The organism is Anabaena sp. CCY 9910 (genome assembly GCF_963920875.1).
GTDB lineage: Bacteria > Cyanobacteriota > Cyanobacteriia > Cyanobacteriales > Nostocaceae > Trichormus > Trichormus variabilis.
This window is the reverse complement of record NZ_CAWUDJ010000003.1, coordinates 59,404-85,299: the sequence shown is the minus strand read 5'-3', so window position 1 is coordinate 85,299 and position 25,896 is coordinate 59,404. Positions and strand designations below refer to the sequence as shown.

25 protein-coding genes are annotated in these 25,896 nt (G+C 40.0%); 8 read left to right on the top strand and 17 right to left on the bottom strand.

The window, feature by feature from the left end; translation table 11 throughout:
• Positions 1 to 118 precede the first annotated feature (118 nt).
• Positions 119 to 985, top strand: coding sequence for a response regulator (locus ACM5QX_RS04085; protein ID WP_414752493.1), 867 nt, complete (start codon positions 119 to 121; stop codon positions 983 to 985).
• Here ACM5QX_RS04085 and ACM5QX_RS04080 read toward each other — a convergent pair.
• The 5 genes from ACM5QX_RS04080 to ACM5QX_RS04060 all read right to left on the bottom strand — a co-directional run bounded on the left by ACM5QX_RS04080 (position 982) and on the right by ACM5QX_RS04060 (position 8,490).
• On the bottom strand, positions 982 to 1,299 hold the full coding sequence (locus tag ACM5QX_RS04080) for a DUF3082 domain-containing protein (protein ID WP_011321545.1): 318 nt from the start codon (positions 1,297 to 1,299) through the stop codon (positions 982 to 984). The genes ACM5QX_RS04085 and ACM5QX_RS04080 overlap by 4 nt on opposite strands.
• Positions 1,300 to 1,302: 3 nt before the next feature.
• Positions 1,303 to 2,256: a 4-(cytidine 5'-diphospho)-2-C-methyl-D-erythritol kinase gene (gene ispE, locus ACM5QX_RS04075; protein ID WP_414752492.1), complete on the bottom strand. Its 954-nt coding sequence runs from the start codon at positions 2,254 to 2,256 to the stop codon at positions 1,303 to 1,305.
• 97 nt (positions 2,257 to 2,353) lie between these two features.
• On the bottom strand, positions 2,354 to 3,169 hold the full coding sequence (gene rsmA, locus ACM5QX_RS04070) for a 16S rRNA (adenine(1518)-N(6)/adenine(1519)-N(6))-dimethyltransferase RsmA (protein WP_414752491.1): 816 nt from the start codon (positions 3,167 to 3,169) through the stop codon (positions 2,354 to 2,356).
• An 861-nt stretch (positions 3,170 to 4,030) separates the two neighbouring features.
• Complete coding sequence (locus ACM5QX_RS04065) at positions 4,031 to 6,946, bottom strand: PAS domain-containing protein (RefSeq protein ID WP_414752490.1); 2,916 nt, start codon at positions 6,944 to 6,946, stop codon at positions 4,031 to 4,033.
• An 89-nt stretch (positions 6,947 to 7,035) separates the two neighbouring features.
• A complete protein-coding gene (locus ACM5QX_RS04060) occupies positions 7,036 to 8,490 on the bottom strand; it encodes an integrase (RefSeq protein WP_414752489.1) in 1,455 nt (484 codons plus the stop codon).
• Positions 8,491 to 8,623: 133 nt separating this feature from the next.
• On the opposite strand from ACM5QX_RS04060, the gene ACM5QX_RS04055 reads away from it, so the two are divergent.
• Positions 8,624 to 8,755, top strand: a complete 132-nt coding sequence (locus ACM5QX_RS04055; RefSeq protein ID WP_414752488.1) for a hypothetical protein — start codon at positions 8,624 to 8,626, stop codon at positions 8,753 to 8,755.
• Positions 8,703 to 9,224, top strand: a complete 522-nt coding sequence (locus tag ACM5QX_RS04050; RefSeq protein ID WP_414752487.1) for a hypothetical protein — start codon at positions 8,703 to 8,705, stop codon at positions 9,222 to 9,224. Before ACM5QX_RS04055 ends, ACM5QX_RS04050 begins: the two co-directional genes overlap by 53 nt.
• Here the strand turns inward: ACM5QX_RS04050 and ACM5QX_RS04045 are convergent, their stop codons facing one another.
• Both ACM5QX_RS04045 and ACM5QX_RS04040 read right to left on the bottom strand, forming a co-directional pair.
• The gene (locus ACM5QX_RS04045) at positions 9,225 to 9,512 is read right to left on the bottom strand and encodes a CopG family transcriptional regulator (protein WP_414752486.1); all 288 of its coding nucleotides are present in this window, start codon (positions 9,510 to 9,512) and stop codon (positions 9,225 to 9,227) included.
• Positions 9,513 to 9,547: 35 nt separating this feature from the next.
• Positions 9,548 to 10,138 carry a ParA family protein gene (locus ACM5QX_RS04040; RefSeq protein WP_414752485.1) on the bottom strand — a complete coding sequence of 197 codons (591 nt, stop codon included), beginning with the start codon at positions 10,136 to 10,138 and terminating at the stop codon, positions 9,548 to 9,550.
• Positions 10,139 to 11,005: 867 nt separating this feature from the next.
• Between ACM5QX_RS04040 and ACM5QX_RS04035 the strand changes: the two genes are divergently transcribed.
• Positions 11,006 to 12,673: an MBL fold metallo-hydrolase gene (locus ACM5QX_RS04035; RefSeq protein ID WP_414752484.1), complete on the top strand. Its 1,668-nt coding sequence runs from the start codon at positions 11,006 to 11,008 to the stop codon at positions 12,671 to 12,673.
• Positions 12,674 to 12,989: 316 nt separating this feature from the next.
• Here the strand turns inward: ACM5QX_RS04035 and ACM5QX_RS04030 are convergent, their stop codons facing one another.
• The 8 genes from ACM5QX_RS04030 to ACM5QX_RS03995 form a co-directional block, all read right to left on the bottom strand.
• Positions 12,990 to 13,301, bottom strand: coding sequence for a DUF6679 family protein (locus ACM5QX_RS04030; RefSeq protein WP_010997370.1), 312 nt, complete (start codon positions 13,299 to 13,301; stop codon positions 12,990 to 12,992).
• Positions 13,302 to 13,516: 215 nt separating this feature from the next.
• Positions 13,517 to 13,675 carry a hypothetical protein gene (locus ACM5QX_RS04025; RefSeq protein ID WP_011321536.1) on the bottom strand — a complete coding sequence of 53 codons (159 nt, stop codon included), beginning with the start codon at positions 13,673 to 13,675 and terminating at the stop codon, positions 13,517 to 13,519.
• 143 nt (positions 13,676 to 13,818) lie between these two features.
• Positions 13,819 to 14,034: a hypothetical protein gene (locus ACM5QX_RS04020; protein ID WP_011321535.1), complete on the bottom strand. Its 216-nt coding sequence runs from the start codon at positions 14,032 to 14,034 to the stop codon at positions 13,819 to 13,821.
• A 302-nt stretch (positions 14,035 to 14,336) separates the two neighbouring features.
• Positions 14,337 to 15,128 carry a Nif3-like dinuclear metal center hexameric protein gene (locus ACM5QX_RS04015; protein ID WP_011321534.1) on the bottom strand — a complete coding sequence of 264 codons (792 nt, stop codon included), beginning with the start codon at positions 15,126 to 15,128 and terminating at the stop codon, positions 14,337 to 14,339.
• A complete protein-coding gene (locus ACM5QX_RS04010) occupies positions 15,128 to 15,874 on the bottom strand; it encodes a hypothetical protein (protein ID WP_414752483.1) in 747 nt (248 codons plus the stop codon). The genes ACM5QX_RS04015 and ACM5QX_RS04010 overlap by 1 nt, the downstream gene beginning before the upstream one ends.
• A gap of 275 nt (positions 15,875 to 16,149) precedes the next feature.
• A complete protein-coding gene (locus ACM5QX_RS04005) occupies positions 16,150 to 16,563 on the bottom strand; it encodes a secondary thiamine-phosphate synthase enzyme YjbQ (RefSeq protein WP_011321532.1) in 414 nt (137 codons plus the stop codon).
• A gap of 155 nt (positions 16,564 to 16,718) precedes the next feature.
• Complete coding sequence (locus ACM5QX_RS04000; protein WP_414752482.1) at positions 16,719 to 17,801, bottom strand: glycosyl transferase; 1,083 nt, start codon at positions 17,799 to 17,801, stop codon at positions 16,719 to 16,721.
• Positions 17,802 to 18,151: 350 nt separating this feature from the next.
• Positions 18,152 to 18,715 (bottom strand): AAA family ATPase, encoded by a 564-nt coding sequence (locus ACM5QX_RS03995; protein ID WP_414752481.1) that lies wholly within the window; start codon positions 18,713 to 18,715, stop codon positions 18,152 to 18,154.
• A gap of 293 nt (positions 18,716 to 19,008) precedes the next feature.
• Here ACM5QX_RS03995 and ACM5QX_RS03990 point away from each other — a divergent pair, with 293 nt between their 5' ends.
• Entirely contained in the window at positions 19,009 to 19,584 is a 576-nt protein-coding gene (locus ACM5QX_RS03990) for a nucleotidyltransferase family protein (RefSeq protein ID WP_414752480.1), read from the top strand.
• 76 nt (positions 19,585 to 19,660) lie between these two features.
• On the opposite strand, the gene ACM5QX_RS03985 is transcribed toward ACM5QX_RS03990, so the two are convergent.
• The gene (locus tag ACM5QX_RS03985; protein ID WP_414752479.1) at positions 19,661 to 19,786 is read right to left on the bottom strand and encodes a hypothetical protein; all 126 of its coding nucleotides are present in this window, start codon (positions 19,784 to 19,786) and stop codon (positions 19,661 to 19,663) included.
• Positions 19,787 to 19,885: 99 nt separating this feature from the next.
• The gene (locus ACM5QX_RS03980) at positions 19,886 to 21,064 is read right to left on the bottom strand and encodes an aminotransferase class V-fold PLP-dependent enzyme (RefSeq protein WP_414752478.1); all 1,179 of its coding nucleotides are present in this window, start codon (positions 21,062 to 21,064) and stop codon (positions 19,886 to 19,888) included.
• 125 nt (positions 21,065 to 21,189) lie between these two features.
• On the opposite strand from ACM5QX_RS03980, the gene ACM5QX_RS03975 reads away from it, so the two are divergent.
• The 3 genes from ACM5QX_RS03975 (at position 21,190) to ACM5QX_RS03965 (ending at position 25,856) form a co-directional block, all read left to right on the top strand.
• On the top strand, positions 21,190 to 22,674 hold the full coding sequence (locus ACM5QX_RS03975) for a TM0106 family RecB-like putative nuclease (RefSeq protein WP_414752477.1): 1,485 nt from the start codon (positions 21,190 to 21,192) through the stop codon (positions 22,672 to 22,674).
• Between the two features lie 60 nt (positions 22,675 to 22,734).
• Positions 22,735 to 23,919, top strand: a complete 1,185-nt coding sequence (locus ACM5QX_RS03970) for an esterase-like activity of phytase family protein (protein ID WP_414752476.1) — start codon at positions 22,735 to 22,737, stop codon at positions 23,917 to 23,919.
• A 332-nt stretch (positions 23,920 to 24,251) separates the two neighbouring features.
• A complete protein-coding gene (locus ACM5QX_RS03965; protein WP_414752475.1) occupies positions 24,252 to 25,856 on the top strand; it encodes a serine/threonine protein kinase in 1,605 nt (534 codons plus the stop codon).
• Positions 25,857 to 25,896 lie beyond the last annotated feature (40 nt).

The window sequence follows — 25,896 nt, the reverse complement described above, 5'->3', positions numbered from 1 at the left end:
GTAAGACTGTTTAAATGGTGGTTTTTACCTTTGGTTTAGGGAAGCACACCCAGTTTTTCTATATGGCTGATAGTTTCTATTGATAACTGAAATGACCACCAATCTTAGTGATGGAAACATGACAAACGAATCATCGAAAACAATTCTTGTTATTGAAGATGATAGCGATAGTCGCAATCTCTTTTTAGCGGTGCTTGAGGCTAGAGGTTTTGATGGTATAGCGGCTGAAAACGGTGCGTCTGGTATTCAACAGGCACAAAAATATTTACCAGATTTGATTATCTGCGATATTATGATGCCTGATATGGATGGTTACGATGTTTTAAATGTGCTGCGCCAAGATCCTCTGACAGCGATTATTCCCTTCATTTTTCTGACTGGAAACGATGATAAAGCCGGTCTTCGTAAGGGTATGGAGTTGGGAGCTGATGACTATATTACTAAGCCTTCTACTATAGAGGAAATACTCAAAGCGATCGCTATCCGTTTAGAAAAGCAAGCTATGCTCAGGTATTGGTATGCGACTAAATCTCATCAACTAACAGAATCCCTAGCTGTAGACTCTGAAGCAATTTTTCCCTCTACTCCCCAGCTTCAGGAAGTTTTTGATTATATTGAAGCTCATTATCATCAAGGAATTACATTATCAAATGTGGCTGTTGCGGTTGGTTATTCACCCGCTTACTTAACCAGTAGAGTTGCTAGAGAAACGGGGGATACGGTGAACGGCTGGATTTTCAAACGGCGAATGGCCGCAGCGCGTCCTCTACTGAGAAATACGAATAAAACCATCGAACAGATTGCAACAGCGCTGGGTTATCAAAATGCTTGTCATTTCTCTCGCCAATTCCGCCAACATCACGGGTTACCTCCCAAAGCTTGGAGAAAACAACAACAATCACTCCAGTCTGTTAGAAATCTGAAGCCACAGCTGATTGATGTTTGTCCTCAATCGGAAAAATGCTTATTGACTGGCCGGAGTTAATTATTTTTAGGTTTTATCAACTGCTGTACTAACAGTTGTACAGCTAATGCTAATAAACCAATTGTCACTATAGCAAATATCCCTGTTCCCAAGGCGACTATCCCAACTACCAAGGTACGCACAGCAGATGTCAAGCTGATAACTAACTGGTTATCAGAGTGGATAGGTTTTTTGGCAAAAGTTGTAGCGATGGATATCATTAGTAAATACAAAGCATATCCCATTCCGCCGGAAATACCTGCTCCTGTTATACAGCGTAGCGGCGTAGGCGGAACTTGTCCTGATGTATCTGTTTGTTGAGTTTCGTTGTTCATAAGTTACTCATTACCCACAACTTGAATCCCATGTGTAATCGTGCGAGTTACAAATAATTCTAAATCTTCGTCGGGAATTGTTTGTCTTACTTGCTGCTGAACTTGTTCTGCTTGTGCTTGAGTTTCACATAAAGCAAATACTGAGGGGCCTGAACCAGACATCATAGTTCCGATAACACCTGGTTGAGATGCAAACAATTCTCTCAGTTGCAAAACTTGGGGATAGGAAGGTAATACTACTTTCTCTAAATCATTGTGCAGTTTTTGGGCGATCGCTACAGCATCTTTTTCTACAATAGCCTTAACTATACTACCTGAATGAACTGCGGCGGCGCGGGAAGCTAAGTCATTGGTATCTCTAAGATAAGTACTACCATATTCTTGACGATAGGTTTTATATGCCCAGGCGGTGGAAACTTCTAAGCTGCGATATTTGCCCAATACTATATATATATGATCCAAATTGGGCAAGGGGGAAAGTTGTTCTCCTCTACCTGTGGCGATGACTGTACCACCAGCGACACAAAATGGTACGTCTGAACCCAGAATAGATCCCAATTCTTCTAGTTCTGTTTGGGTTAGTCCCAAGTTCCAAAGTAAATCTATCCCCACTAACACAGCTGCGGCGTTGGTTGAACCTCCAGCCAAGCCAGCTGCTACGGGAATATGTTTGTGGACGGTGATATCTACACCCCCATGTTTAGTGAAGGCTTCAGGAAATTTTGTCGCCATAAGTTCGGCGGCGCGATATACGAGGTTACTTTTGTCTGTGGGAACTTGTGGGTGATTGCAATGAACGCGGATGGTTTCACTGCTGAGGGAGTGTATTTCAATCTCGTCGGCTAGGTTGATACTTTGCAATATCATCACTAGCTCATGATACCCATCTGGTCTGTCGCCGATGATTTCTAAATACAAGTTAATTTTGGCGGGAGCAATTAATTTGTAGGAACGCATGGACTGGGGATTGGGGACTGGGGATTGGGGACTGGGGATTGGGGACTGGGGATTGGGGATTGGGATTTGACTTTTATCTAAAATCCAAAATCTAAAATTACTCTACTCCCAATAAGTTGGCTAATTCTACCCATTGCTGAGTGCTGATGTCTTCAGCTCTGGCTTGGGGGTTTATATTTAATTGTTCCAGTAATTGGCTCAGGCGATCGCGGTCTACTACTGATTGCAAATTGTTGCGTAGCATTTTACGTTTCGCGCCGAATCCTAACTTTACCAAATTCTCTAGTCGTTTTGGGTCACGAGCAGGAATCTGTATTTGTCGAGGACGCAATCTAACAACTGCGGAATCTACTTTTGGTGGTGGATGAAATGCACCCGCAGGGACATCACAAATAAATTCACAATCAGCTAAATATTGTACCCTGACCGATAATGCTCCAAAGGTTCTTGACCCAGCTTTAGCATATAACCTTTCGGCTACTTCTTTTTGAATGAGCAATACCATGGAGTCAAATGGTTCAGGGTTAGGGTTAGCAATTGTTCCCAATAGTTTTTCTATTATCGGCCCAGTAATGTTGTAGGGAATATTAGCAACTACTTTATTTGGCTTTTGAAACTTCGGAAATGTTAGTAAGTTTGCAACTAAATTTAGTGTGAGAAAATCTCCTTGTAATAATAGAAAATTTTCTTTTTGTCCTAGTTGTTTGACTAACAATTTACATAAATCGCGGTCAATTTCTACTGCTAGTAAAGCTTCTACCAATGGTAATAAACGCCGAGTCAGAATACCTGTACCGGGGCCGATTTCTAGGATGCGGTCATTTGTACTACACTCTGCTGCCTTAACAATTGCGTCGAGTGCCTTATCACTTTTGAGCCAATGCTGAGCAAATACCCTGCGCGGTCGCACCATTAATTTTCCTTGCTATATCTAGATTTGGGCTTTTTACAAAAAATCTATTTCTTACTTTTTTCTTACTTTTTATTGTAAATTTTTAATGCAGTTATTCATATTTTTTACTAAAAGTGAGCATTTTATGGTAATGAGGATACTGTCATGGCAGACGGATTAGGGCATAAAAACCATTGTCGTTGAAGATGGCGATCGCTTCCACATCATCTAGGGGACATGGCGAAAAGTTGAGCAATCACCATCAGCGTTAACCAAAACGAGAGTAAATAACTGACTGATATCGGGTTTCTTCGCATCAACCCAACCTCAGCAAATCAATTATTCCGCTATTGATTTCCGAATATCAAACCGGGCCGGATAAATTGGTTGATTACAAAACCGAAGACTTATCCGAGTCAATAATATCATCTATAACTGCATTTAAAATTTCCTTATTTCCCTAGCTCATTTTTCACCAACTCCAAATAATCCCTTGTCTGAGGTTGTTGCAAAAATCCAGCAATTTTGGGAATAGGTAAATTCGTGAAAAATTAACTTGCTTGACAAGTAATATAAGAGCTAATTTTTAATTGCTTAATTACCGTTTAACCTAAATCTCATGGCTTGATTTTAAAGGATAAAGATACTGGCGTGATCTTATGGAAACAAATTGAGCGATCGCATTCATCACAGTTATCATTCAGTAGGGTGTGTCAGTGAAATGAAGTCTAGTTACACTCAGAAATTATTCATACTGACGCACCTTATACCATTTTGGATTTTAGATTGGGAACATCCAGAAAAATCCATAGAAGTATGAGCATCGCCTAGAAAGAAAATTATCTGGGAAATATATATTAAGGTGTTTATTATAATAATTGTTCACTGATGAATGGGAATCTCAATGATAAATTCTGCTCCTTGTCCAGGTGTCGAGTTGCAAGTTAATTTCCCATTGTGTCTATCCACAACAATTTGATAACTGATAGATAAACCTAAGCCAGTTCCCTTACCCACAGACTTAGTCGTGAAAAACGGGTCAAATAGTTTTGATAAGATTTCTTGAGGAATCCCTACGCCATTATCTGATATGGTAACTCGCACCCAGTTATTATTAAACTTTTCGCTACGAATATAAATTGTAGGCGTAGCAACTGACAATTGACCATCAACTATTGACTCCTCTAAAGCATCAATAGCATTACTGATAAGGTTCATAAATACCTGATTTAACTGACCAGGATAACAATCAATCAAAGGTAAATCGCCGTAACTTTTAACGACTAAAATTTCTGGATGGTCTGACTTAGCTTTCAGGCGATTTTGTAAAATCATGAGCGTACTATCGATACCTTCATGAATATCTACTTGCTTAAATTCAGCTTCATCAAGGCGGGAAAAATTGCGGAGTGATAAGACAATTTCTCGAATGCGTTGGGTTCCTATACGCATAGATTGCAGCAGCTTAACCAAATCTTCCTTGAGGAAATCAAACTCAATATCTATAATGAATTCCTGAATTTCTTCTGGCGGATAGGGAAAGTGGAGTCTATAAAGTTCTACTAGCTGTAACAAGTCTTGAGCATATTCACTGGCTGGAATCAAATTACCGTGAATAAAGTTAACTGGATTATTGATTTCATGGGCTACACCTGCAACCATATTCCCAATAGAAGACATTTTCTCACTATGGATAAGTTGAGTTTGGGTAAGTTGTAATTCACGCAGAGTGTTTTCTAAATTTTCGGCTTGCTGTCGCAATTGAATTTCATTTTGTTTGCGCTGTGTAATATCTAAAGTTGTCCCAACTAGACAATAAACTCTACCAGCACTATTTTTCAGGGGATTAATTTTAGTTAACCACCAAGTTTCTTGATTATGGAAAGTTAAACAATCTTCAAAAGAAATGCTAACACCAGCCTCCACACAGTTTTTGTATCGTTGACGAACTAAAGAACCTTCAACACTGCCAAAAATATCCTCAGGTGCTTTACCAATAGCATCATTCCGAGTAATTCCTGTATATCTTTCTGCTGTTGAGTTCCAACCGGTATAACAAAAATCTAAGTTTTCTAAAACATCAACCACAAAGATAATTTGATCAACACCCTCATAAATATTACGTAAAAATTGCTCTTGTTCTTGCAGTAATGCTTCTACTTTTCTACGTTCCTGAATATCACGAGTAACTGTTGCTAAACACAAAGGCTTACCAGTCTCCGAGCTTTTAACAGTAAATATATTAAAATCAACTGGTATTTCTTCATGAGTCTGATAGTTGCGGAAACGATATTCACCCTGCCATAAACCACGCTCATTTACCACCCGCATAATGTGTTTATCCATATATTCTTGATCTTCTGGGAAGAAAAAATCCAGAATATGGAGATTCTTCAGAGCGTCTAAACCATCAAGGCCAACTAACTTGAGTCCAGCTTCATTCAGAAATAATGGTTTTCCTGCTAAAGTCGCAAAACCAATAAAGTCACTGCTATTTTCAATCAGAGAGACAAACAATTGCCGTTCTTGTTCAGCTTGTTTGCGTTCTGTAATTTCCGTCGCTGTCACTACGAGTTGTGAAATTTGTGAATTGCTATCACCAAGGGGTGTAATATTGACGAACCACCAAGTTTCTTTATCGTTAACTAAGAAATTATCCTCGAAGACTAGGCTCTTTCGAGACTTGATACATTGTTGATAGCGTTGGCGATATAAATCGGCAATTTCAGGTGGTAGTGACTCTGCCGTTGTTTTACCAATAAAAGATGCAACTGGCAAGAGACTAATGCGGTGCATGGCAGGATTTATTTTAACGTAACGAAACTCTGCCTCATCATCCAAAACATCCAAGACACAGATACCGTAATCTACACCTTCCCATATACTTTGTAACAACTGTGCTTGCTGTTGCAATTGTTGGTCTGCTTGCTTGCGTTCACGAAGTACGGCTTGCTGTTCGCTTATATCTAATAGATAACCATACCAAGTGATTTCGCCTCCTGGCTGACGTTCCGGTCTTGAGGCTCCTTGAACCCACTTTAGCTGACCAGAACAAGTGATAATACGCCACTCATATTCAAAGTTTTGCAGAGTTTTGGCAGAGTTAGCGATCGCCTCTTGCAGCCCTATCATATCCTCAGGATGAGTATTGGCAAAAATGAGCGAAGCATCATCCTGTAACTCTTGGGGACTGCGTTCTATTAGTTCTCGACATCCAGAAGAAACATAAGGGAAAGTCATGGTGCCATCAGGTTTCAGGCAAAATTCATAAAGCATCCCTGGCAGATTATCAGCTAGACGCTGCAACCGTGCTTCCGTATCTCTTAAACGTCTTTCACTATCGGCTAAAGCAATTTCTGATTGTTTGCGTGGGGTAATTACCTCAGAGACAACAGCTAAACCACCCACCTCACCTGATGGTTCATACCAAGGATTTATTTCCCATTTCACCCAATCAATAGTCCCATCCCGACGGATAAGAGTTTCCTCTTCAGATTTCTCCGCATTTCCTGCCAAACAACACTCGTATCTGTTCTGCCAACCCAAAGTGATTTCTGGACAAACATCATGATGAGAACGACCGACGATATTCTCATCAACTAAGTCATAGTCTTCTCGCCAGCGCCGACTAGCCAGCAAGTAGCGCATCTCACTATCAAAAATAGCGATCGCCGCAGGTATATACTCAATCAATAACCCTAGTTGTAAAGTCTTTGCTACTACCTGGCGTAGTCCTATGAGTTCCTGTTGAAGAGAATCATAAGTATTTTTATCTATAGTCACGAGATTGTCAGTCATAGGTATACTACATTACCAGCGACAAATTTGAAGTTAACTTCAGTATCTATCTTGCCCAATCTCCATCCAGCAATATCAATCGGCTGTCTTTAACTCAGTAATTCACCCAATTGGTGTTGTACTAACAAACCCCTAAGTGTAGCATTTTCAGCTTTCAGCGCCAAGTTCTCAGCTTCTAATTCATGAATTCTTTCTTTCATCGCCTCTTTACTAGTGCCTTGTCTGTGAATCACCACCTCTTTATAAATCTCTAAATTAGTATCTTCATTCATCCATCTTTGATAACTTTTAGTATGTTCTTGTACTGTATGTCCCATATAATCTGCCATAGTCTTTATTGGCACCCGTAAACGATGACCTCGTATGGCATAAGCATGACGTAAATCATAAGGTCTAAAACCAATATCCGCATTTCTAAATTTGATATACAGTTTGGCAGTTTTATTATTTAACTTACCTTCGTTATAGGGAAATCTAATATTCTTTAACTTGAATAAATCCACCCAATGAGGATGTAAAGGGGGAATTCCACAACTCCGTTCACCAGTTTTAGTACCTTCCGTCAAACTAGGATTTAAACTTACTAAGTGAAAAGTATTTTTTGGCTCTAAAAAAGCTTCTATATCTACAGCAAATAATTCATGGGGTCTTAAGCCATAAGTAGCCAGCATTCCGTATGCCCATTGCCATTGTTCCGGCTGTGTAGTGTTCTCTTTACTCGTGTAGACTGATAGAGGCAGACCAATTTTGTTAAATCCTTGGATAATTTCTTCATCTGAGGGAACTTTGCGAATAGCCGGATGGGGTTTAGGAGTCGCATAGGCATAAATTGTTTTAAAATCATCAATTCCACAAAACTCACAAAACTTCTTTAATTGCCATACCATAAAAAACCTCGCTGATGTATTCGGTTTGGTTTTTTCTAAAGCTATTTCTAATGCTTGAGCAGACATTGGTAAATCATAAGGCAGTTTTTTTAAATGCCTAATATAATGAGTTTCCCAAGTCCGAATTCCTCGTCTATTCTGCTCGTGAGTTTTCCAAAATTCACGCTCATATTCTTGAATTAATTCACCAATGAGTTTCCCAGAATTCTTCTGTGTTGGTAATTCTATCTTTTGTGCCTGTTTACCTAGTAACTCTGGTGTCCACTGGAATTGTTTTGTAATCAACGATAAATCCAATTCTCGTGCTTTCAAAACAGCCATTTTTACCCCAGCATCATTAGCTGCAAAACCACAAGAAATGGTATATTGTTTATTAGGACTACCCTGCTTCCCTACATCCCCAGGTTTACAGGGAAAAGTACCTTGTAAAGCGATACTTTTCGGGCTGGTAAGTTTCAATTTAATCTTGATTCTATCTAAACTTAAAGCCGCATTTGCCTGCTGTACGGACTGTTTAATTCGCAGGTATTCCCGTTCTACCTTCGCCGATTCATCAGTTTGTTTAGCTTTCCATTGCTTCCATTTAGAGGGTTCCCACTTGTCAATTAATGTACCATCCCACTCAGATGTACGTGGATCAAAAGTAATTGCAGGCATAAGCTAATCTCAAGCACTTTCTTGGTTTGAACATAGCTAATAACAGTCAAGAAGTAAAGTTGAATTTATAGAAATATGCGAAAAATCATCATAGGAATAATGGGTGCTGGGGATAGTGTAACCCTCAAGACTTATGAGAAATTTATGGCAAATTTATACGGAATCCTTGATAGCCATACTGAAGTCAAGAGAAAGAGATTTAAAACAAGATTATGAAAATGTACAACAGGTGTCTTTTACCATTAATGATGGTGGCGATCGCTAGCCTCAGCAGTTGTAGTTCAAACCCCAGCAACACAACAAATACAATCTCCCCAAAACCAGCACCAAGCATGGCTCAACTGCGAGCCAAAACCAATAACACCGAACCTAAAGCCATCTCTGGCAAAACAGTAAATGTTACTCTTTATACCAGTGATGTCCAGTGTCAAGAATTTGTCCCACAAAAAGTTACCGTACCCTCCACCCAATCTGTAACTAACGCTGTGGGTAAAATCATCAAGGAACAAGATACCGCCGACTTTAGCCTATCCGGTTATCGTGTCAAAGTCAGGAAGGGCATTGCCACAGTTGACTTAAGACTCTCACCCCAATCCAAGCGACAATTCGTCTCACTTTCTAGCTGCGAACAATTTGCCCTATTTGGCAGCCTCCGTAAAACCTTAACTAGTAATCCCCAATGGAAGATTAAAGAAGTGCGCTTCACCGAACAAGGCGAAGATATTGTGCTTTAGTTATTGGTCATCAGTCATGAGTTCTTCCCCCTGCTTATTTTCTAACCACTGTTCAATAAGTTCCGTCACAATATCGCTCATTTGTCGTTCTTGGGAAACTGCTGCTGCTTTAAGTTGGCGATGTACTTGCTTTGGTAAATAAATCGTTGTCCGGGTATAAGCCGGGTCAGTGCTTTTGCTTTGGGAAGTCGGTTTATTTGGTGTTGACTGTGGTTGGTCTCGCTGTTGACGGCTAAGGGCTGCATCAATTAAATCATCGAAACGGCTAGTTTTTTTTTGATTATTCAAGGCATTCCACTCAATTAAGAAATATAAATTACGAATCAGTCTAATATTTCCTTTCCCACCTCGGCATAACATCGCCAAGCAATTTGAGCATAAGGGTCTTTAACAGCATTGACTGGAACCCCTTCTAAAGCAGCACGTTGGAACACCGCCAAGCGCCGAATCCCTGACTTGAATACAGGTAGTTCCGCATTTAAGAGAGTTGTTCTCGCTTCCTCCCCGGTTTTATTGGGATTTGGGGGAACAATTGTAAGTAATATTTTATACTTTATTTTTATTTTATTCAGCAAATTAACTAGATTTAAAGTGGCAGCTAAAGCGATCGCATCTGGTGTTGTTGGTATAACCAATAAATCGCATCCTTTAGCCAAAGTTTTCAGTTCTTCTGTGTCTGGACGGGCTGGCGTATCAATCACTATATGCTCATAAAGCCCCGCCAAACTGACTGCCTGCTTCTCATCAGCCACCTTAAAAGGTAAAGAACCCCGATTTGACCAATCTAAAGCACTGCGGTTTAAATCACCATCTACCAATAGTGTGTCCGCCTTCATTTGCAAGTAATTGGCTAAGTGCAACGCAGTCGTAGATTTACCGACACCGCCTTTAAACGCCGCTACCGTAATAATCATTTTTTCTACATAAAGAATACCTATCATCTTAACTGTACATCTAAACATCTAGACATTCGATTTAGTTTTTAACACTTAGATTTTTGAACATTTAAAAATTTAGATGTTTCATTATTAAAATATCAGTAAACGTAAAATATAAGTACTTATATTTTAACTACTTTACTTTCATGTACAAAGTTTTCTCAGCAAATTGAGGGATAAAAGTATAAACAAACTTAAGTATTTACAAATGTTAATCTACATATTTCCTACTCAGGAAACAACCCCTGCCACTTCCCATGCCCCACTTTGTAAAGGCATATTGCATAAATAGACAGGTAATACCAAAAAGCTCTACAATCTGACTGATTGCGGTAAATTTACCTATTGCCCAATCAACCCAAGCATAGTAAAGATTTTCTAGCGATTCCGCTAGACGGGAAAATCACGCTATTAATATAAGTAAGTCTTAGTTAGAGAGTAACAACCAATGGACGTGAAACTGATTTTAGTGGGTTTAACCGTAATATTTACTGTTTCGTGCCTATTCTTTGGGACGAAAAATGGGTTCTATGATTCAGATAACTATCATGGCAATGGTTCTGCCCATTAAAAGAAATCTGGTTGCTGACAGTAAGCGATCAGAATTTCGGTTCATTACAAATGCAAGAGGCAAATTCCCTGATTCCCCAGTTTAATGGCTCCTGGTTATCCAACTTTTACGAACCAGTACGCGTTCGCAAAAGGTGTCCATCCCAATCAAAAATCCACATTCTTCAGCTTTAGGGGCGCACTACCAAAACTACCCCCAAGCTACAAAACCAAAATCTTCGTGAATCTTGGTTTTTCGGATAGGTCAATGATGAGGTTGGAGGGGAGCAGAACATGAGGAATAATTTGTCCACATATTCCAATATTGAGACAGGGGAAGCAGCAACCGAACTAGAATGTTTTCCCTACAGTGTTCAGCACAATGATGAAGGTGTATGTTTATTAGTGCGGATGGGGCCGCATCGAATTCTGTTAGATTGTGGTTTAGCGGATATTTCACCCATCCAAAAGAGTGTAACTCCATCAGCAAAGCGGGGTACTCCACCTTTACCAGCAGATTTAGTTTTAGTTACCCATGCCCACCCAGATCATGCTAGAGGTTTACTAGCACTGCATCAAGCTTTTCCTAATTTACCTATCTATGGTAGTGAGGTAACCAGCAAGTTACTGCCTTTGAATTGGTTAGACCGCAACCCCCAGGAAATTCCCCAACTGTGTCACGCCTTACCGTTGCGATCGCCTGTAGAACTGCAAGATGGGTTAGTTGCCGAAATCTTCCCCGCCGGACACTTACCAGGCGCAGTGGCCATTCTCCTCACATACACCACAGAACATCGCTCATACAAATTACTCTATACAGGGGATTTCTTTTTATCTAACTCTCGCTTAGTTGAAGGTTTACGGTTAGAAGAACTGCGCGGTATAGATTTAAATGTGTTGATTATCGAAGGAACCTACGGCACATCCAGACACCCCCACCGCCGCAACCAAGAAAACCAACTAGCCGAGAGAATTAATCGCGCCATTAGCGATCGCTGTTCTGTTATCCTCCCCACCCCCGCTTTAGGCTTAGGACAAGAACTGTTGATGTTGCTGCGTTCTCATCACCACTTCACCGGCAGAGATTTAGATATTTGGGTTGATGGCGCTGTTGCTATTGGCTGTGATGCTTACTTGGAACTGCTACCCCACCTACCAGCATCAGTCCAAAACTTCGCCCGCCATCAACCCTTATTTTGGGATGAGCGAGTGCGTCCCCGCGTGCGCCGCTTGCAACCAGAAAACCGCAGCATAGTAGGTAAATCACCTTGTATCGTCCTGACAGATTCCACATCTGATTTAGAACAGTACTGTCAACCAGAAACCGGGCCTTGGCTCATCTTATTGCCAGAAAAAATTGATATAAAAGTTAATAAAAAATACTCAGCCCCCACCACAGTAGAAAGTTATCTCCTAGCTCAACACAGTGATGGGCCGGGAACTACCCAATTAATTCATAACTTACGTCCCCAGCACGTCGTTTTTGTTCACGGTTCCCCTGCCTACCTGGCAGATTTGACCTGTTTAGAAGAATTGCAGAACCGTTATCACATCCATTCACCGGCGGCTGAGACGATGGTAGAACTGCTTATCGGCGAAACATTTTTACAACCAGCCCCCCCAGAAACAAATTATGAAGGCGAACTGACAGAGTTAGGGACAGTCATCACCATCAGCATCCCCGAAGCCATAACCGCCGATCCCCGGTGGCGACAGTTTGCCGATACTGGTTTAATTGAAGCCCGTTGGCAGGGGGAAGAACTGGTATTACGGGGATTAACCCAAAGAGAACTCCTCAATCAAAATAGCGATCGCTACATCTCCCCCGAAATTAATTGCTGCGGCACTTGTCGCCATCAACGAGGACAACGCTGCTGGAACCCCTCCTCTCCCCTATACAACTTTAGAGTGACTCTAGAGGGTCACTGTCCCGCTTTTGAGCGATTAGCGAATGGTGAATAGGGGTATAGGGGTATAAAGGGAATGTCGCGCTTGTAAACGTGAAACTCTTGCTGTGACTGGGTATAGAGGTTAGGAGAAAAACTGTATTTATGCGGTATCTTGATTTGATTATTAGTTGTTTCCCCCACACCCCTACACCCCTAAACCCTTACACCCCTAAACCCTTACACCCCTCCCCATAAAATAACGAATCCTGAGTAGGACGTATTACTCAGGATTCAGGATGTGGAGCGGGGAGAGGGATTGGATGTAGGTTGAAAAGGAGAAATCTTTTGGTAAGCTCCCCCTTGCTCCCTGCTCCCTGCCCCCTTACCTCTTACTCAGGATTAGAATCGGGATAATGGTTACGGATACGCTCGGCATCTGGGCAATCTTCAGTTGTGAGGGGTTCTATATTACCGCGTGGAACTGAAGCTAATTTTTGAGTAACAGCGCCGATGCTTTCAAGACGAACCATCTCTTCCCAAGAGCAAACTTCGTCTTCTTCGTCTGTTTCATAGCGTAGGGTCACTAAGTCTCCCTCTATATCGAGGATGCGGGCGCGCTCTATCCAGCGTTGCTGGTCCCGCAAGAATACACATACCTCCCGCCCGTCGCAACACAGTTGATAAATCTTGCGGTGTAGCATGTACTGCTTCTGCCTTTTTAAACAACGTAGTTAAACCTTGAAAAATCTGGGTTTTACCCCAATTAAATAACACCCTTAGGATTTGAGAAACCTGCTTCAGAATCAGTGTGTCTTCTGACCATGTCCAGATACTTACTGATAATTTTCAGTTCTGGGAGAATATGGATTCATAAACTTGTGGTTACTGCACCAAATTCTATCTCTTTCGGGGTGATTCAGCTAATGTTTGCTTCATAGAAATCAAACATTTCTGGTGTCTTCCTCACCAAGTGAATGGGTTCCGGTAAGTTCTTCCTACCATTATGTAATAATAAATACTCCAAAACAAGCGATGATTCCGGTTGTTTAATTTGCCTACTTGTAATCATTAGCATTGCTGGGAAGCCTGGGGATTCGGCTTGACGTTTACCCCTACGTATTTGATCTTAACTCATTCTCTGGCTGACCTTCATGGTTTTCAACAACAAAGCCTCAATAGTTATGAGTTGAAGATTTTTATCATCAGAATTTGGTAGTTTTAGGGAGATTTGAAGCGTGAGAGAGATTCTATGAGACGTTGCGAAGATGCTTCTCGTTTAATGGTTCCCGCATTAACGGCATCATACAAAGATGCTAGAGACGGCACATCTTCCGGCTGATAGCACCTAGTAGCCAGCACTTGATTGAGTAGACCCTCAGATTCAACACTGAGATAACCAGTTTGAAAAGCAGATTCAACAAGTGCGCGAATCATCTTGTTTAGGGTTGAGTAAGCATTTGGTCACCTCCAGTTTGGAATACTTTAGGCTTTACCTAATTGATATAAAACAGCAATTATTAGTGATCCTAGTCAGTATCGTCTGTGACCTGTATCACATCATGAAAAAACCAAGGTATATGTAATAATTACGTTTTGACTCCGAATGGTATTTCCTGAAAGAGTTACAGAAAGATACTATTAGTTAGACATTAAAATCTATTACGTAAATTAACTTAAATAGAAAACAAAAAAACTACTAACTTATCATTAATATTTAATTACATATCGCCCTTGCCCTATTTCACGAAAAACTGGCGAAAATCCTCATCTTGGTTGCTCAATTGCACCCAATGTAGATTTAAAGACCGAAATTTTTCTACTAAGCGATCGCAAGCCGGACGTTCAGTGGCATAATGTCCAGCATCGATGAGAATTAAACCGCGATCGCGGCTTTCTTGAAACTGATGGAACTTGCAGTCAGAAGTCAGATAAGCTTCCGCACCCGTTTTGGCTACCGCCGAGATAAAACTCGCACCCGAACCACCCAACACAGCCACCCGTGAAATTATCTGCTGTAAATCCGCAGTGGGGGAAAAAATTAAATCAGGAGGAGCCAGGCGGGTTTGAATGACAGTTAATAACTCTTGTAAATTTAAGAACGGATCTAGCAAACCAACACGCCCATAACCTAGCCCCCCTTGGGTTGGGACGATGGGAGCAACATCCTTGAGTCCTAAAATCTGTGCTAAAACATCAGCCGTACCATCTTCTACTTGGTCAAAATTGGTGTGCGCGCTGTAGATACCGATATTTTTGGTAAAGGCTAACCTGGCCATATCGGCGATCGCTTCACCGCGACGGAGAGACTTGGGAGGGCTGAAAATCAAGGGATGATGGGCAAAAATCAGATTGGCTTGGAGTGCGATCGCTTCCTCCATTACCGCCAAAGTTGGTGTGAGGCAAACCAAAACCCTAGCCTCTTCATGCAGTATTCCAGGTTCAATTTGCCAGCCGCAATTATCCCAACTTTCACACCAAGCCGGATTCGCCCAAGATTCAAACCAAGTAATTAAATCCGCAATTTTCATCAGTGTCTCTGTGGTTGAATATTTAATTTTAATGCTAATTGCTCACGCATCTCTTCAAAAGGCTGATTCCAGACAGGAGAAGCATTCCAACTCCATGCTGGGACTGGAATCAATTTGTCTTGGGCAAGATGGGTAAATAATCGATATTCATCTTCTGGTTCACGGGAGAAAGTAAAAGGATTACGAAAACCTGTTGCACACAACTTATAAGATTGGGAACGACCTTGATGAATACGTTGCCGCAATTCTTCACTTTTATCTAACAAGTAGTCAAGGAAAATCAAACTAAAAGGCTCTATTGTTACGCGATTTTTTGGATCTTTTTGTACCCACCTTGCCCAATCAAATCCATATGTAAAATCATGGACATAGCGAAATCTAATTTCACTTTTGCCGCCAAATAGTTCTGTTAAAGATACCATCTTTTGTCCAAAAGTTTCTAGAAAATCAACAGCACCATCGTTTTCTAACAAAGCTAGTCTTAACATACTACTAACCATAAAATCAAAATCCCAGAAAATATTTCCTGGGAAATTCTTTAACTGAGCATAGACTATGATTTCTAACGTCTTAATTAAGGCATTAATTATTTGAGAATTTGTAGTTTCTTGCATAATTTTATGCCCCAATTCCACAAAGCTAGTTATCATTCTTTTTTGGGGATTCAAGGTTAATAAATCAACTGAAGCTTGGGTTAGTATTTCATCGAGTAATTGAAAATTATTAATCGGTGCTATGTGCTGCATCGTTATTAAACTAGCTTAAATGGCTAGAAATAAATATTATTTTATATCTGTAATTACATGATGTGAAAATATATTAAATAAATTTAACTTTTATATATATTGACAGATCCCTATAGCGTTTCTTAGTCTACTGAGGTGCAAATTTATCCGCGTACCCTGCGGTAAGACTTCATCAATATCTGTGTCCATCTGCGTTTAATTATTGTTATTTGTACTTCACTAGGGTAAGAAAGGCTATAAGTCTTAAGAGTAGTTGGGGATCTGATCAATTCCAGTTATTGCGAAATATGCACAACTAATTCTCTGACATGACTGCGCTGACGATGTTCCCAAATATATATTCCCTGCCAAGTTCCTAACACCAAATGACCACGATTTATCGGAATATTTTCAGAAGTGTGAGTCAAAGCCGTGCGGATATGTGCCGGCATATCATCAGCGCCTTCAGCATCATGAATATATTTCCCTGATTCTGGCACAAGTTTAGCCATATAATTAGCTAAATCCACAAGTACATCTGGGTCGGCATTTTCTTGAATCACTAAACTGGCAGAAGTGTGGCGTAAAAATAAAGTACAAAGTCCAGTTTCCACGCCAGATTCAGCAACTATAGATTCAATTTTGGCAGTAATGTTGTAGAATGATTTCCCGTTAGTAGAAACTCTAAGAAGTTTTTGGTAGTGAGTCATTTGTAATGATATTTTCGGTGTAGATAACAGCTAATACCAATTCTCTATGAAGTTGCACCAAATAAATGATGTAGAGACGTTGCATACAAAATCTCTACATTACAGAATAAAGTGCATCTATGGCTACGCCACGCAAGCTACATCAAGAAACAGTATTAGATGAATTGTAAATATTTTAAAATAGCTTGGGCGATCGCCACATTTCCATCCTTAGCAATTGGTTGAGTTTGCTTTGGTGGTTGCACTGGTTGATGGAGAAAATCCCAGTTACCTTGGAAAAATTCTTCTGGAGTTAAAATTTGATGGGAATTGTAATTGGCTATACCCTCCAATAACAAAGCAGCCTCCGCAAAATCATCGCGGGGAATGGTTACTAGGGGTGCATCTAGTAGAGTCGCTTCCGCAAATGTGCTAAAACCAGGCTTAGAAACAACACGCCCACAAATTGGCATAAAATCGACAGGGCGATATTGGCGGTCTTGAATTTTGATTAAATTAGGTAAATCAGGGGCAGAATTATCAAAAACGATAAACTTCCAATCGGGAAAATTCTTGAGGTTCTCGTAGGGAATTTGTTGTAAACCCAGACCACCGAAGGTAAGTAAGACAGTTTTATCTTTAGGTGCAATGATACCCCAAAGAGAACGGATTTCCTCAACAGAGTAACGGGGAGAACTACCAATTAAGCCCACATCTGTAATTTTGGGGAAAGCTTGTAAAGGTTCATGGAAGGGTAGACGAAATAACCTATCACATTGAGAATAACACTCACTAATCCAATCAGCGATCGCTACAAATTCCCCTCCCCAACTACGGTAGATAAAATCCCAGCCGAAATTACTCATCATCCAGCAAGGAATACCGGCGGCTTTAGCAAACAAAGGTGCGAGAAATGGAATATCAGCTAATATTAAATCCACACGATTTTGGCGGATAAAATTTACTTCGGAAGCAATCAGGGAATTTTGCTGCTTTTTAATTTCCAACAACTTCGCCAAAGTTGCATCCTTATCCATATTGAGGCTATCCGACTGCACCACACCCAAATCAAAAGCACGCTGACGATGGATAAAATCACCTTCTATATAGCACTCTAGTAACCACCGAGGCGCAGTAGTCACCATAATTAAGAGAACCTCTGGACACAACTTTTGAATTGTCGCCGCGACTGAGGCTGTGCGGGTAGCATGGCCGAAGCCGTGGTTTGTGATGGCTACGTATAAGATGGGGCGTTTCATAAAATTATAGTTAGTAGCATTGCTTATGGAAAAAATGGTTTGCTTCCGGCTTACCAGGGGTTGACCTGACCAATGCTCAAGGCTTAAATAGAATTGAATTTATACAGTACAACTAAAAATTAAACAATTACTGATAAAGTTTGGCACAAGTAAGAAACAGAGTTAAGAAAAATTTTATTACTCTGCTAGAAAGCTTGACTTATGAGGATTACAGCCGCCAATGTGTCGCAACTTCCTTGCAATGTCGCGGCTCGAAGCTGGGGGATCTGGGGCGGCTGGGGGAGAAAATTGCGATCGCAATTTTTTTAATATCGGAATTGTGGGGTTTTTCGACAGCTATCTTATTAAGATCACTCTGCTGTATGCAAAAGATGTTCAGCTATTTTCATTGCATTCTCACTCGGATCTAAACAGGTATCTAATTTTAAGTGCGTCCATTCATTCAAAGGAGCGAACATTTTTTTTATCCTTTCATGCTCTTCCCATGTACGTTCAGCGTATGTATCTTTATCGTCTCTTATACGATTTGCAATTCTATCTCTAGCCACTTCACTAGGACACTCACATAAAACAATAACTGGAATAGCTTTATACTTTGATGCGTGTTCTAGCAAATTCTTCCGAAGCCAATCAAAAGTTAAACAGGTATCAACAATCACACTAAGTTCTAAAGAGAGTTGTCGCTTTAATATTTGAAATAATATGTCGTATGCTAAACGTCCTTGCTCAGACCTATCTAATACTGATATGTGCTTAATCTCATCTAAAATATCGTCCTTGTCAATTAAAGGAATTTTCAAAATTTGAGCTAATTCTCTGGCAATAAGACTTTTTCCTACTCCAGGCAAGCCTGCCATCATCACAACAAACTGATTTTGTATATTACTCTTTTGAATCTTATAATTTATCGCCATTTATCTGAAATCCTAACTAAACCCATGTCAACACAAGTGAAATTACCGTTACAAACTGAAACTTACTTTGAGTGGAACGAAGCATGGCTCAGAGATTTGGTATAAGTTTTGTACTCTCAACTGCTGCGATTTTATCTTTAAGAGTGGTGAATCTGGGCTGGCATTTAATAATGATTCGCAGGGTAATGAAGCGGCACAAGTTGCACGGTCGTACTTGTAGCAATAGACTTATTATGAGTCAGTTTTATACACACTACGGTTAAATAAATAGTTAAAATTCTTTGGTGTCAACAGTGGAATCACATTACGAAGAGCAACTTATTCATATCATTCGGGCTACGCCTTGGTTTATGGCGGTGCTTTCTACTGTACGTGAATTGGCGTTGCCTTCATGGTGTATTGGGGCTGGTGTCATTAGAAACCTAGTTTGGGATGCTCTACACGGTGTAAGCAAAGCGTCTTATCTATCAGATGTGGATGTGGCCTACTTCGATCCCTCAGATATCAGCATGGAGCGCGATAAAAAGCTACAGCTACTACTATCTCACCAGCTACCTGACATTCCGTGGGAGGTAACTAATCAAGCTGGCGTTCACATCTGGTTTGAAAGTGTTTTCGGTTATGCTGTTACTCCCTTATCCTCGCTGGAAGAAGCTATCGCTACATGGCCAGAATATACTACTGCGGTAGGTGTAACTCTTGAAGCTGACGATAACATTCGCGTAATTGCACCTTTCGGACTCAACGACCTTTTTGGCATGATAGTGAGACGAAACCCCACACGAGTTAGTGTTGAAACCTACCGAAAGCGCATTGAGCAAAAGCAGTATGTAGCTCGTTGGCCGATGGTAACTGTGATTTCGTGCTAGCAGTAATTTTCTAACGCTAAGTTCCAGCAGTTCAACGTGATGCCGCATCCGTTTAAGAAAAAAGTAAAAAACGTGATTATTTTATTGGTTCAATACAACTATTGATAAAGCTTTTGAGAAGTACGACCGCCAAAGGTGATTGCGCTGTCGAAGGCGATCGCCTATCAAGAAGCGACTGCCCAATAGAGATGCGTAGTCGCACTTGTCGTAAACCTTGAAAAATCGAAGTTTTCTCTCCAGCTAGTAAGAAACACAGTGGAATGGTTTCTTACTGTCCACTTTCTTGACCAATAACTAATGACTAGAGTGAAAACCTAGCTACAGCTTCAACTAATTGGTCTATTTCTGATTCCAGTGTTAAATAATGAACAGTTACGCGAATACAACTTGGGTCGGCAATTGTTCTGGTTAATATCTTTTGGGAATCGAGAAATTGCACTAGCTTGAGGGATGGGGTTTGGTGGAGTTGGAAAGAAACAATACCCGTTTCCGGTGGTGTATCACGTAAACATTTGACATCAGGTATCGCCGCCAAACTGCGCCAGAGGTATTCACTATTGTGGCAAATTTGCGCGTAACGTTCCTGTGGTGTTCCCCATCGCTGATGAGTGGCGATCGCTTCCTTTAACCCCAGATATAATGGATAAGCTAGGGTAGATACTTCATACCTGCGCCCATCTGGCTTCCAGCTTACAGGTTGGGCTTGGTTATCCACAATAATTCCATACAAACCGATGAATGTCGGGTTGAGGCTGTCTCTGACCTCTGGTCGCACATACAAACCCCCCACCCCCTCAGGGCCGCATAACCATTTGTGACCAGTGAAAGCATAAAAATCTACCCCCAACTCAGTTAAGTTCAGAGGTAACGCGCCAACAGACTGGGCAGCATCGACTAATAGTAAAGAGTTATTATTTCTACATACCTCAACAATTTTATCCAAAGGTAGCACCTGTCCAGTATTCCAGAAGACATGACTGAGGGCTACCAAGCGAGTATTTTTGCGTAAATTCTGGGCGATAATTGTTGTCGGATCACCTGCATTTAAGGTAGCTTTGAGGGGACAAGTAGTAACTTCCACCCCAAATCGCCGACTAATTTCTTGGGTAGCAGCAATTACCCCTGGGTGTTCACAGTCCGATAATAAAATATGGTCGCCGGCTTGCCAAGGGATGCCCCAAAGAGCGATATTACAGCCAACAGTCACATTATCTGTAAAAGTAATCGTATCAGAAGAGGTGTTTAATTCCGAGGCGATCGCTTCCCTCACAGCTTGAGTTTGTCTGGTTATCCAATTACCAGCCTCAGTCCCAAAAGGGCCGATTTGTTGGATATAAGCTAAAGATTGGGTAATAACATCCATCGCCCCTTGAGGCATCGGCCCCTGTCCACCATAGTTAAAATAGGTCTTATTAGCTAAAGCAGGGAACTGTTCCCGATGGCTGTGCAACCTAGTCTGTAAAGTAGAAATAGAAGTCATAGACAAATTAGAATTCAAAATAGTTATTAGTCCATAGTCTATAGTCAATAGTCCCCAACTCCCAATCCCCAATCCCCAATCCCCAGTCCCCAATCCCCAGTCCCCAATCCCCAATCCCCAAATGAATGCTAATTAATGCTGAACACCTGCTGCAATACCAACGCTGTAAACGCCGTCCTATTTTAGATATTCACGCTGATAGAAGCCAAAGAGATGCACCTAGTGAATTGTTGCTGAAATTACAACAAGATAAATATGCTCATCAACAAAGTATCTTGGCTAAATTTGTATATCATCAGCCAGAATATCCGAAAAGGAATTGGGAAGCAGGACAAGCAGCTACCATAGAATTGATGCAGCGTGGAGTTGAGTATATTTATCAGGGAGTATTGTTAGCTAATTACAACCAGTTAATAGATACAGATGATACAAAATATACCTGCTTGAGTCGTCCCAATTTATTAATCAAACAGCCAGGACAGTCCAGATTTGGTGATTGGGTATATGAACCAGTGGATATAGAACTGGGTAAGCGTCCCAAACAAGAATATCAAGTAGTTACAGCCTTCCACGCCCAAATTTTGGCAAAAGTACAGGAAGTCCAGCCCCAGAACGCTTGGTTGATGTTGCGGGGTAAAGAGACACCGTATCCAGTAGACTTATTTAAATGGATACCCCAGATGCAGGGGATTTTACGAGAATTTATTCAAGACTTAGAGTCAGAGACTGCACCAGAGGTATTTATTGCCCGTCAAAAGTGTAATCTTTGTCTTTGGTACAGTCAATGTTATGCGATCGCACAATCCGAGCAACACCTCTCCCTGTTACCCGGCGTGACACCCATCCGTTACACCCAACTGCAAACCCTCGACATTACAAGCTTAGAATCTCTCGCCCAGACCAGCCCAACAATATTAGAAAATCTCGTGGGTTTTGATTCGCAAGTTGCAGCCAAGTTAGTAGTACAAGCCCAATCAGTTCTAGAAAGACAACCACTGATTCTACCATTCCCACCACCCAAAGGAAATCTGATAGTCAACTCGCCTGTAGAAATATACTTTGATATTGAAGCGCAGCCAGATTTAAATTTAGATTATCTTTTAGGGGTTCTGGTAATTAACAAACAAACCAACACCGAACAATTTTATTCCTTCGTCGCTGAAAAACCATCAGAAGAAGAATTAATTTGGCGACAGTTTCTAGACTTAGTGTGGCAATATCCCGAAGCCCCAATTTATCATTTTTGTGTGTACGAATTAGATACAGTTAAACGCCTAGCCAAGCTATATCGTACACCACACACCTCAGTAAACCCAGTATTATATAGATTTGTCGATATTTATGAACACCTCACCCAAAGCGTGGCTTTACCTATAGAGAGTTATGCTTTAAAAGCGATCGCGCGCTGGATGGGTTTTGAGTGGCGTGATAAAGAAGCCACTGGTGCCAAGTGTATATACTGGTATGATCAATGGTTAGAAACAGGCGATCGCACCTTACTAGAAATCATCATCCGCTATAACGAAGACGACTGTCGCGCCACCCGCAAAGTTAAAGACTGGCTCGTCAAATTTGTGCAAGATAAGTATCATTTACGACGTGTGTGTTGAAAGTTGGTCTTAGTGGTAAAAATAATCAACCACTAAGAGAAAAAGACCAAGCAAGAAAATATGCAAATAATTAGAAAAAACTTAAATTGGCGCACCTTGATTTTCTTTACTATTGGAATTTTAACTACCAGCTTATTCTTTACCAATTTACTTACAGATGCTGTAGAAATCAGTAATATAGAATTTATTGGGCAAGCTACTTTACCAAAAAGACTATCCTTTCAAAATACTCCATTAGGTGGGCTATCAGGTATCACTTATGATTCTAGTAATGACCTTTATTACGCTATTTCTGATGATAGGGGACAAAAAGCACCTGCACGTTTCTACACCTTCAAAATAGATTTAAGTCAAGGTAAACTACAAGATAGTAGCGTTGTTCCCGTAGGTGTTACCACTCTATTAAATGAAAATGGTCAACCCTTTGTCCCTGGGGAAACAGATACAGAAGGAATTGCAGTTACTCAAGCAGAAACAGTATTCATTTCTTCTGAAGGCGATGTGGATAATTTAACCAATCCTTTTATCAAAGAATTTCCTTTATCATCAGGTAAAGCAATTAGCAGCCTACCCATTCCTAAGAAGTTTTTACCTGACAAAAGTCGAAAACAAGGTATTCGTAATAATTTAGCCTTTGAAAGTTTAACAATTACACCTAATAATAAATACTTATTTACAGCTACGGAAAATGCTTTAATTCAAGATGGAGAAGCAGCACAACCTAACGTCGGTAGCCCTTGCAGAATTTTGCAATATAACTTACAAAATAATCAACCAGAAAAAGAATTCCTCTACCAAACAGAACCCGTATCAGCTTTTTTTAATTTAACAGGTAAATTTGCCAGTGGATTACCCGATTTAATAGCCTTGGATAATCATGGACACCTTGTAAGTATAGAACGTTCCTTTGCTGGTTTAGGATTTGGTGTTTCTTTATTTCAAGTCTCCCTTGCAGGTGCTGATAACATCCAAAATCTAAATAGCTTGCTAACAATAAACTCCAAAAATATCAAGCCAGTTGAGAAAAAATTGCTCTTAGATTTAAGAACCTTAGATGTAGCACTAGATAACATAGAAGGCTTAACCATTGGGCCTTGGCTACCTAATGGACAAAAAGCGCTAATTCTCATTAGTGATAATAATTTCAATTCCATACAACGCAACCAAATCCTCGCCTTTCAACTCAAAATAGAATCACCTTTTCTCAGGTTATTCCGGCGAATAGTACAAAATTTTAAACTTTAAATTTCCATAAAAGACTACACCACGAACCCAGAAAAACTTTTTATTGTCAAATTCTGACCCTAATATTAGCCGTTGTCAGTAAATTTACCGTTGATTCTTGAGAAGTTCATTCATACAAATCAGGGATTAAGTGAATTTCCTCATTTCTTTTGCTGAGTTATTATGTAACATAATATTTAGGAAATTTTCTATAAAATTTTGCAAAATTTTCAATACACAAAAACTAATTTTTAGCGGATACAGGTACATCAATAAAATCTGAAAATTCCCCTAAGTTAAAATTAAGTTTTCATTCAATAAAGCAGTTACTAGATAACCTCAAATTACCAGTTATGGTAAACCCAAAAACAGAACCGGATGTTTATATTGGAAAATTCTTAAATAATCGTTATCTAATCATAGATTTAATTGGCAAAGGGGGAATGGGGCGAGTTTATTTAGCAGAAGATGCAGCTAAAGGCGGAAAGAAAGTTGCATTGAAAATTCTCATGTTGAACTTAGTGAATCAGCACATATCTCAACGTTTTGCCAGAGAAATTTTTATTGGCGCACAATTGGGACGTAAAAGTAAAAATATTGTGCGTGTTTTAAGTTACGGCGTGACTGATGAAAAAACTCCTTTTTATGTAATGGAGTATCTCCAAGGAAAAAATTTAAAACAGATATTAAAGCTTAAGCCGTTAACAATAGAAAAATTTTTAGATATTTGTTATCAAATTTGCGTAGGTCTGAAATGCGCGCACCAAGGCATTATTCTCAAAGGTGAAATATACCCAATTGTACATAGGGATATCAAACCAGAAAATATATTTATTACAGAAAATAATAAGCAAAATGAAAATGTAAAAATTCTTGACTTTGGCATTGCTAAGTTTTTAACAGAACGCAGTGGGATGACACTCACTGATTCATTTATTGGTAGTTTACCTTATTGCTCGCCAGAACACATGGAAGGACGTAAACTACTGGATGTACGTTCTGATATTTATAGCTTAGGGGTGCTAATGTTTGAAATGCTAACAGCTAAACATCCATTTCAAACACAAAGTAATTCTTTTGGTAATTGGTATCAAGCCCACAGATTTCAAGCGCCACCTACACTTGTGGAAGTAAATGACCAGTTGAAAATACCAGAAGAATTGCAAGATTTAGTCATGTGTTGTTTAGCAAAAGAAGTAGGCGATCGCCCGCAAAATATTGAGGAAATAATCCAAGTATTAGAATTAGTTAAGCAGCAACATACGAGTAGTAACTCTATTAGTAATGATATTTGGGAAACTCTACCCACAGTTCAATTAGTACCTGTAACTTCTATTACTGAAAAAGAATGTTTACAGAAAACTTGGCCAAAAAATAAACCAGTAGACCTGATTGGCTTTCCCCATCTTCTCCATACAACTCAAGGACTAATACCAACCTTTTGGGCAATGTTGCCGAAGCAGGAAATAGCACAGTTCTTATCTAAGAATAATAGCATTAAATTTATTAATAAAATGAATGTTTATCCCATGATATTATGGGTAACCTTACTATATGATGTTCAGCTATCTTTAATTAGATGGCTATCTTATTTTATTGATTTGCAAGAAAATAGAGGACAAAAAATAGTTAAAGCTTTAGCAGAAACAGGATATTATCATCTCTTATTTTTTGCCATAGAAGAACCAACTAATTGCGCTCAAGTTGTCACCCTCATTCTCACCGCTCAACAACGTCAACAACTGACAGATTGGTTAACATTTAAACAAAATATCAAATCTAATGAATTAGTTCCTGCGGAACAAGCGAGAAAAATATTGAAAACAGAATATGAAAAAATAAAGCTGGAAATATTGGAGAGTTTAGCGGTCAATAAACCACAAGAACAAATGGAAATTAAGAGTTGGCTGACCAAACTAATAGATAAAGTCTTACAAATTTTTAAATATCAGTCATAAAACCAACACTTGACATTTTAAATGGTCAAAAGTGGGCATA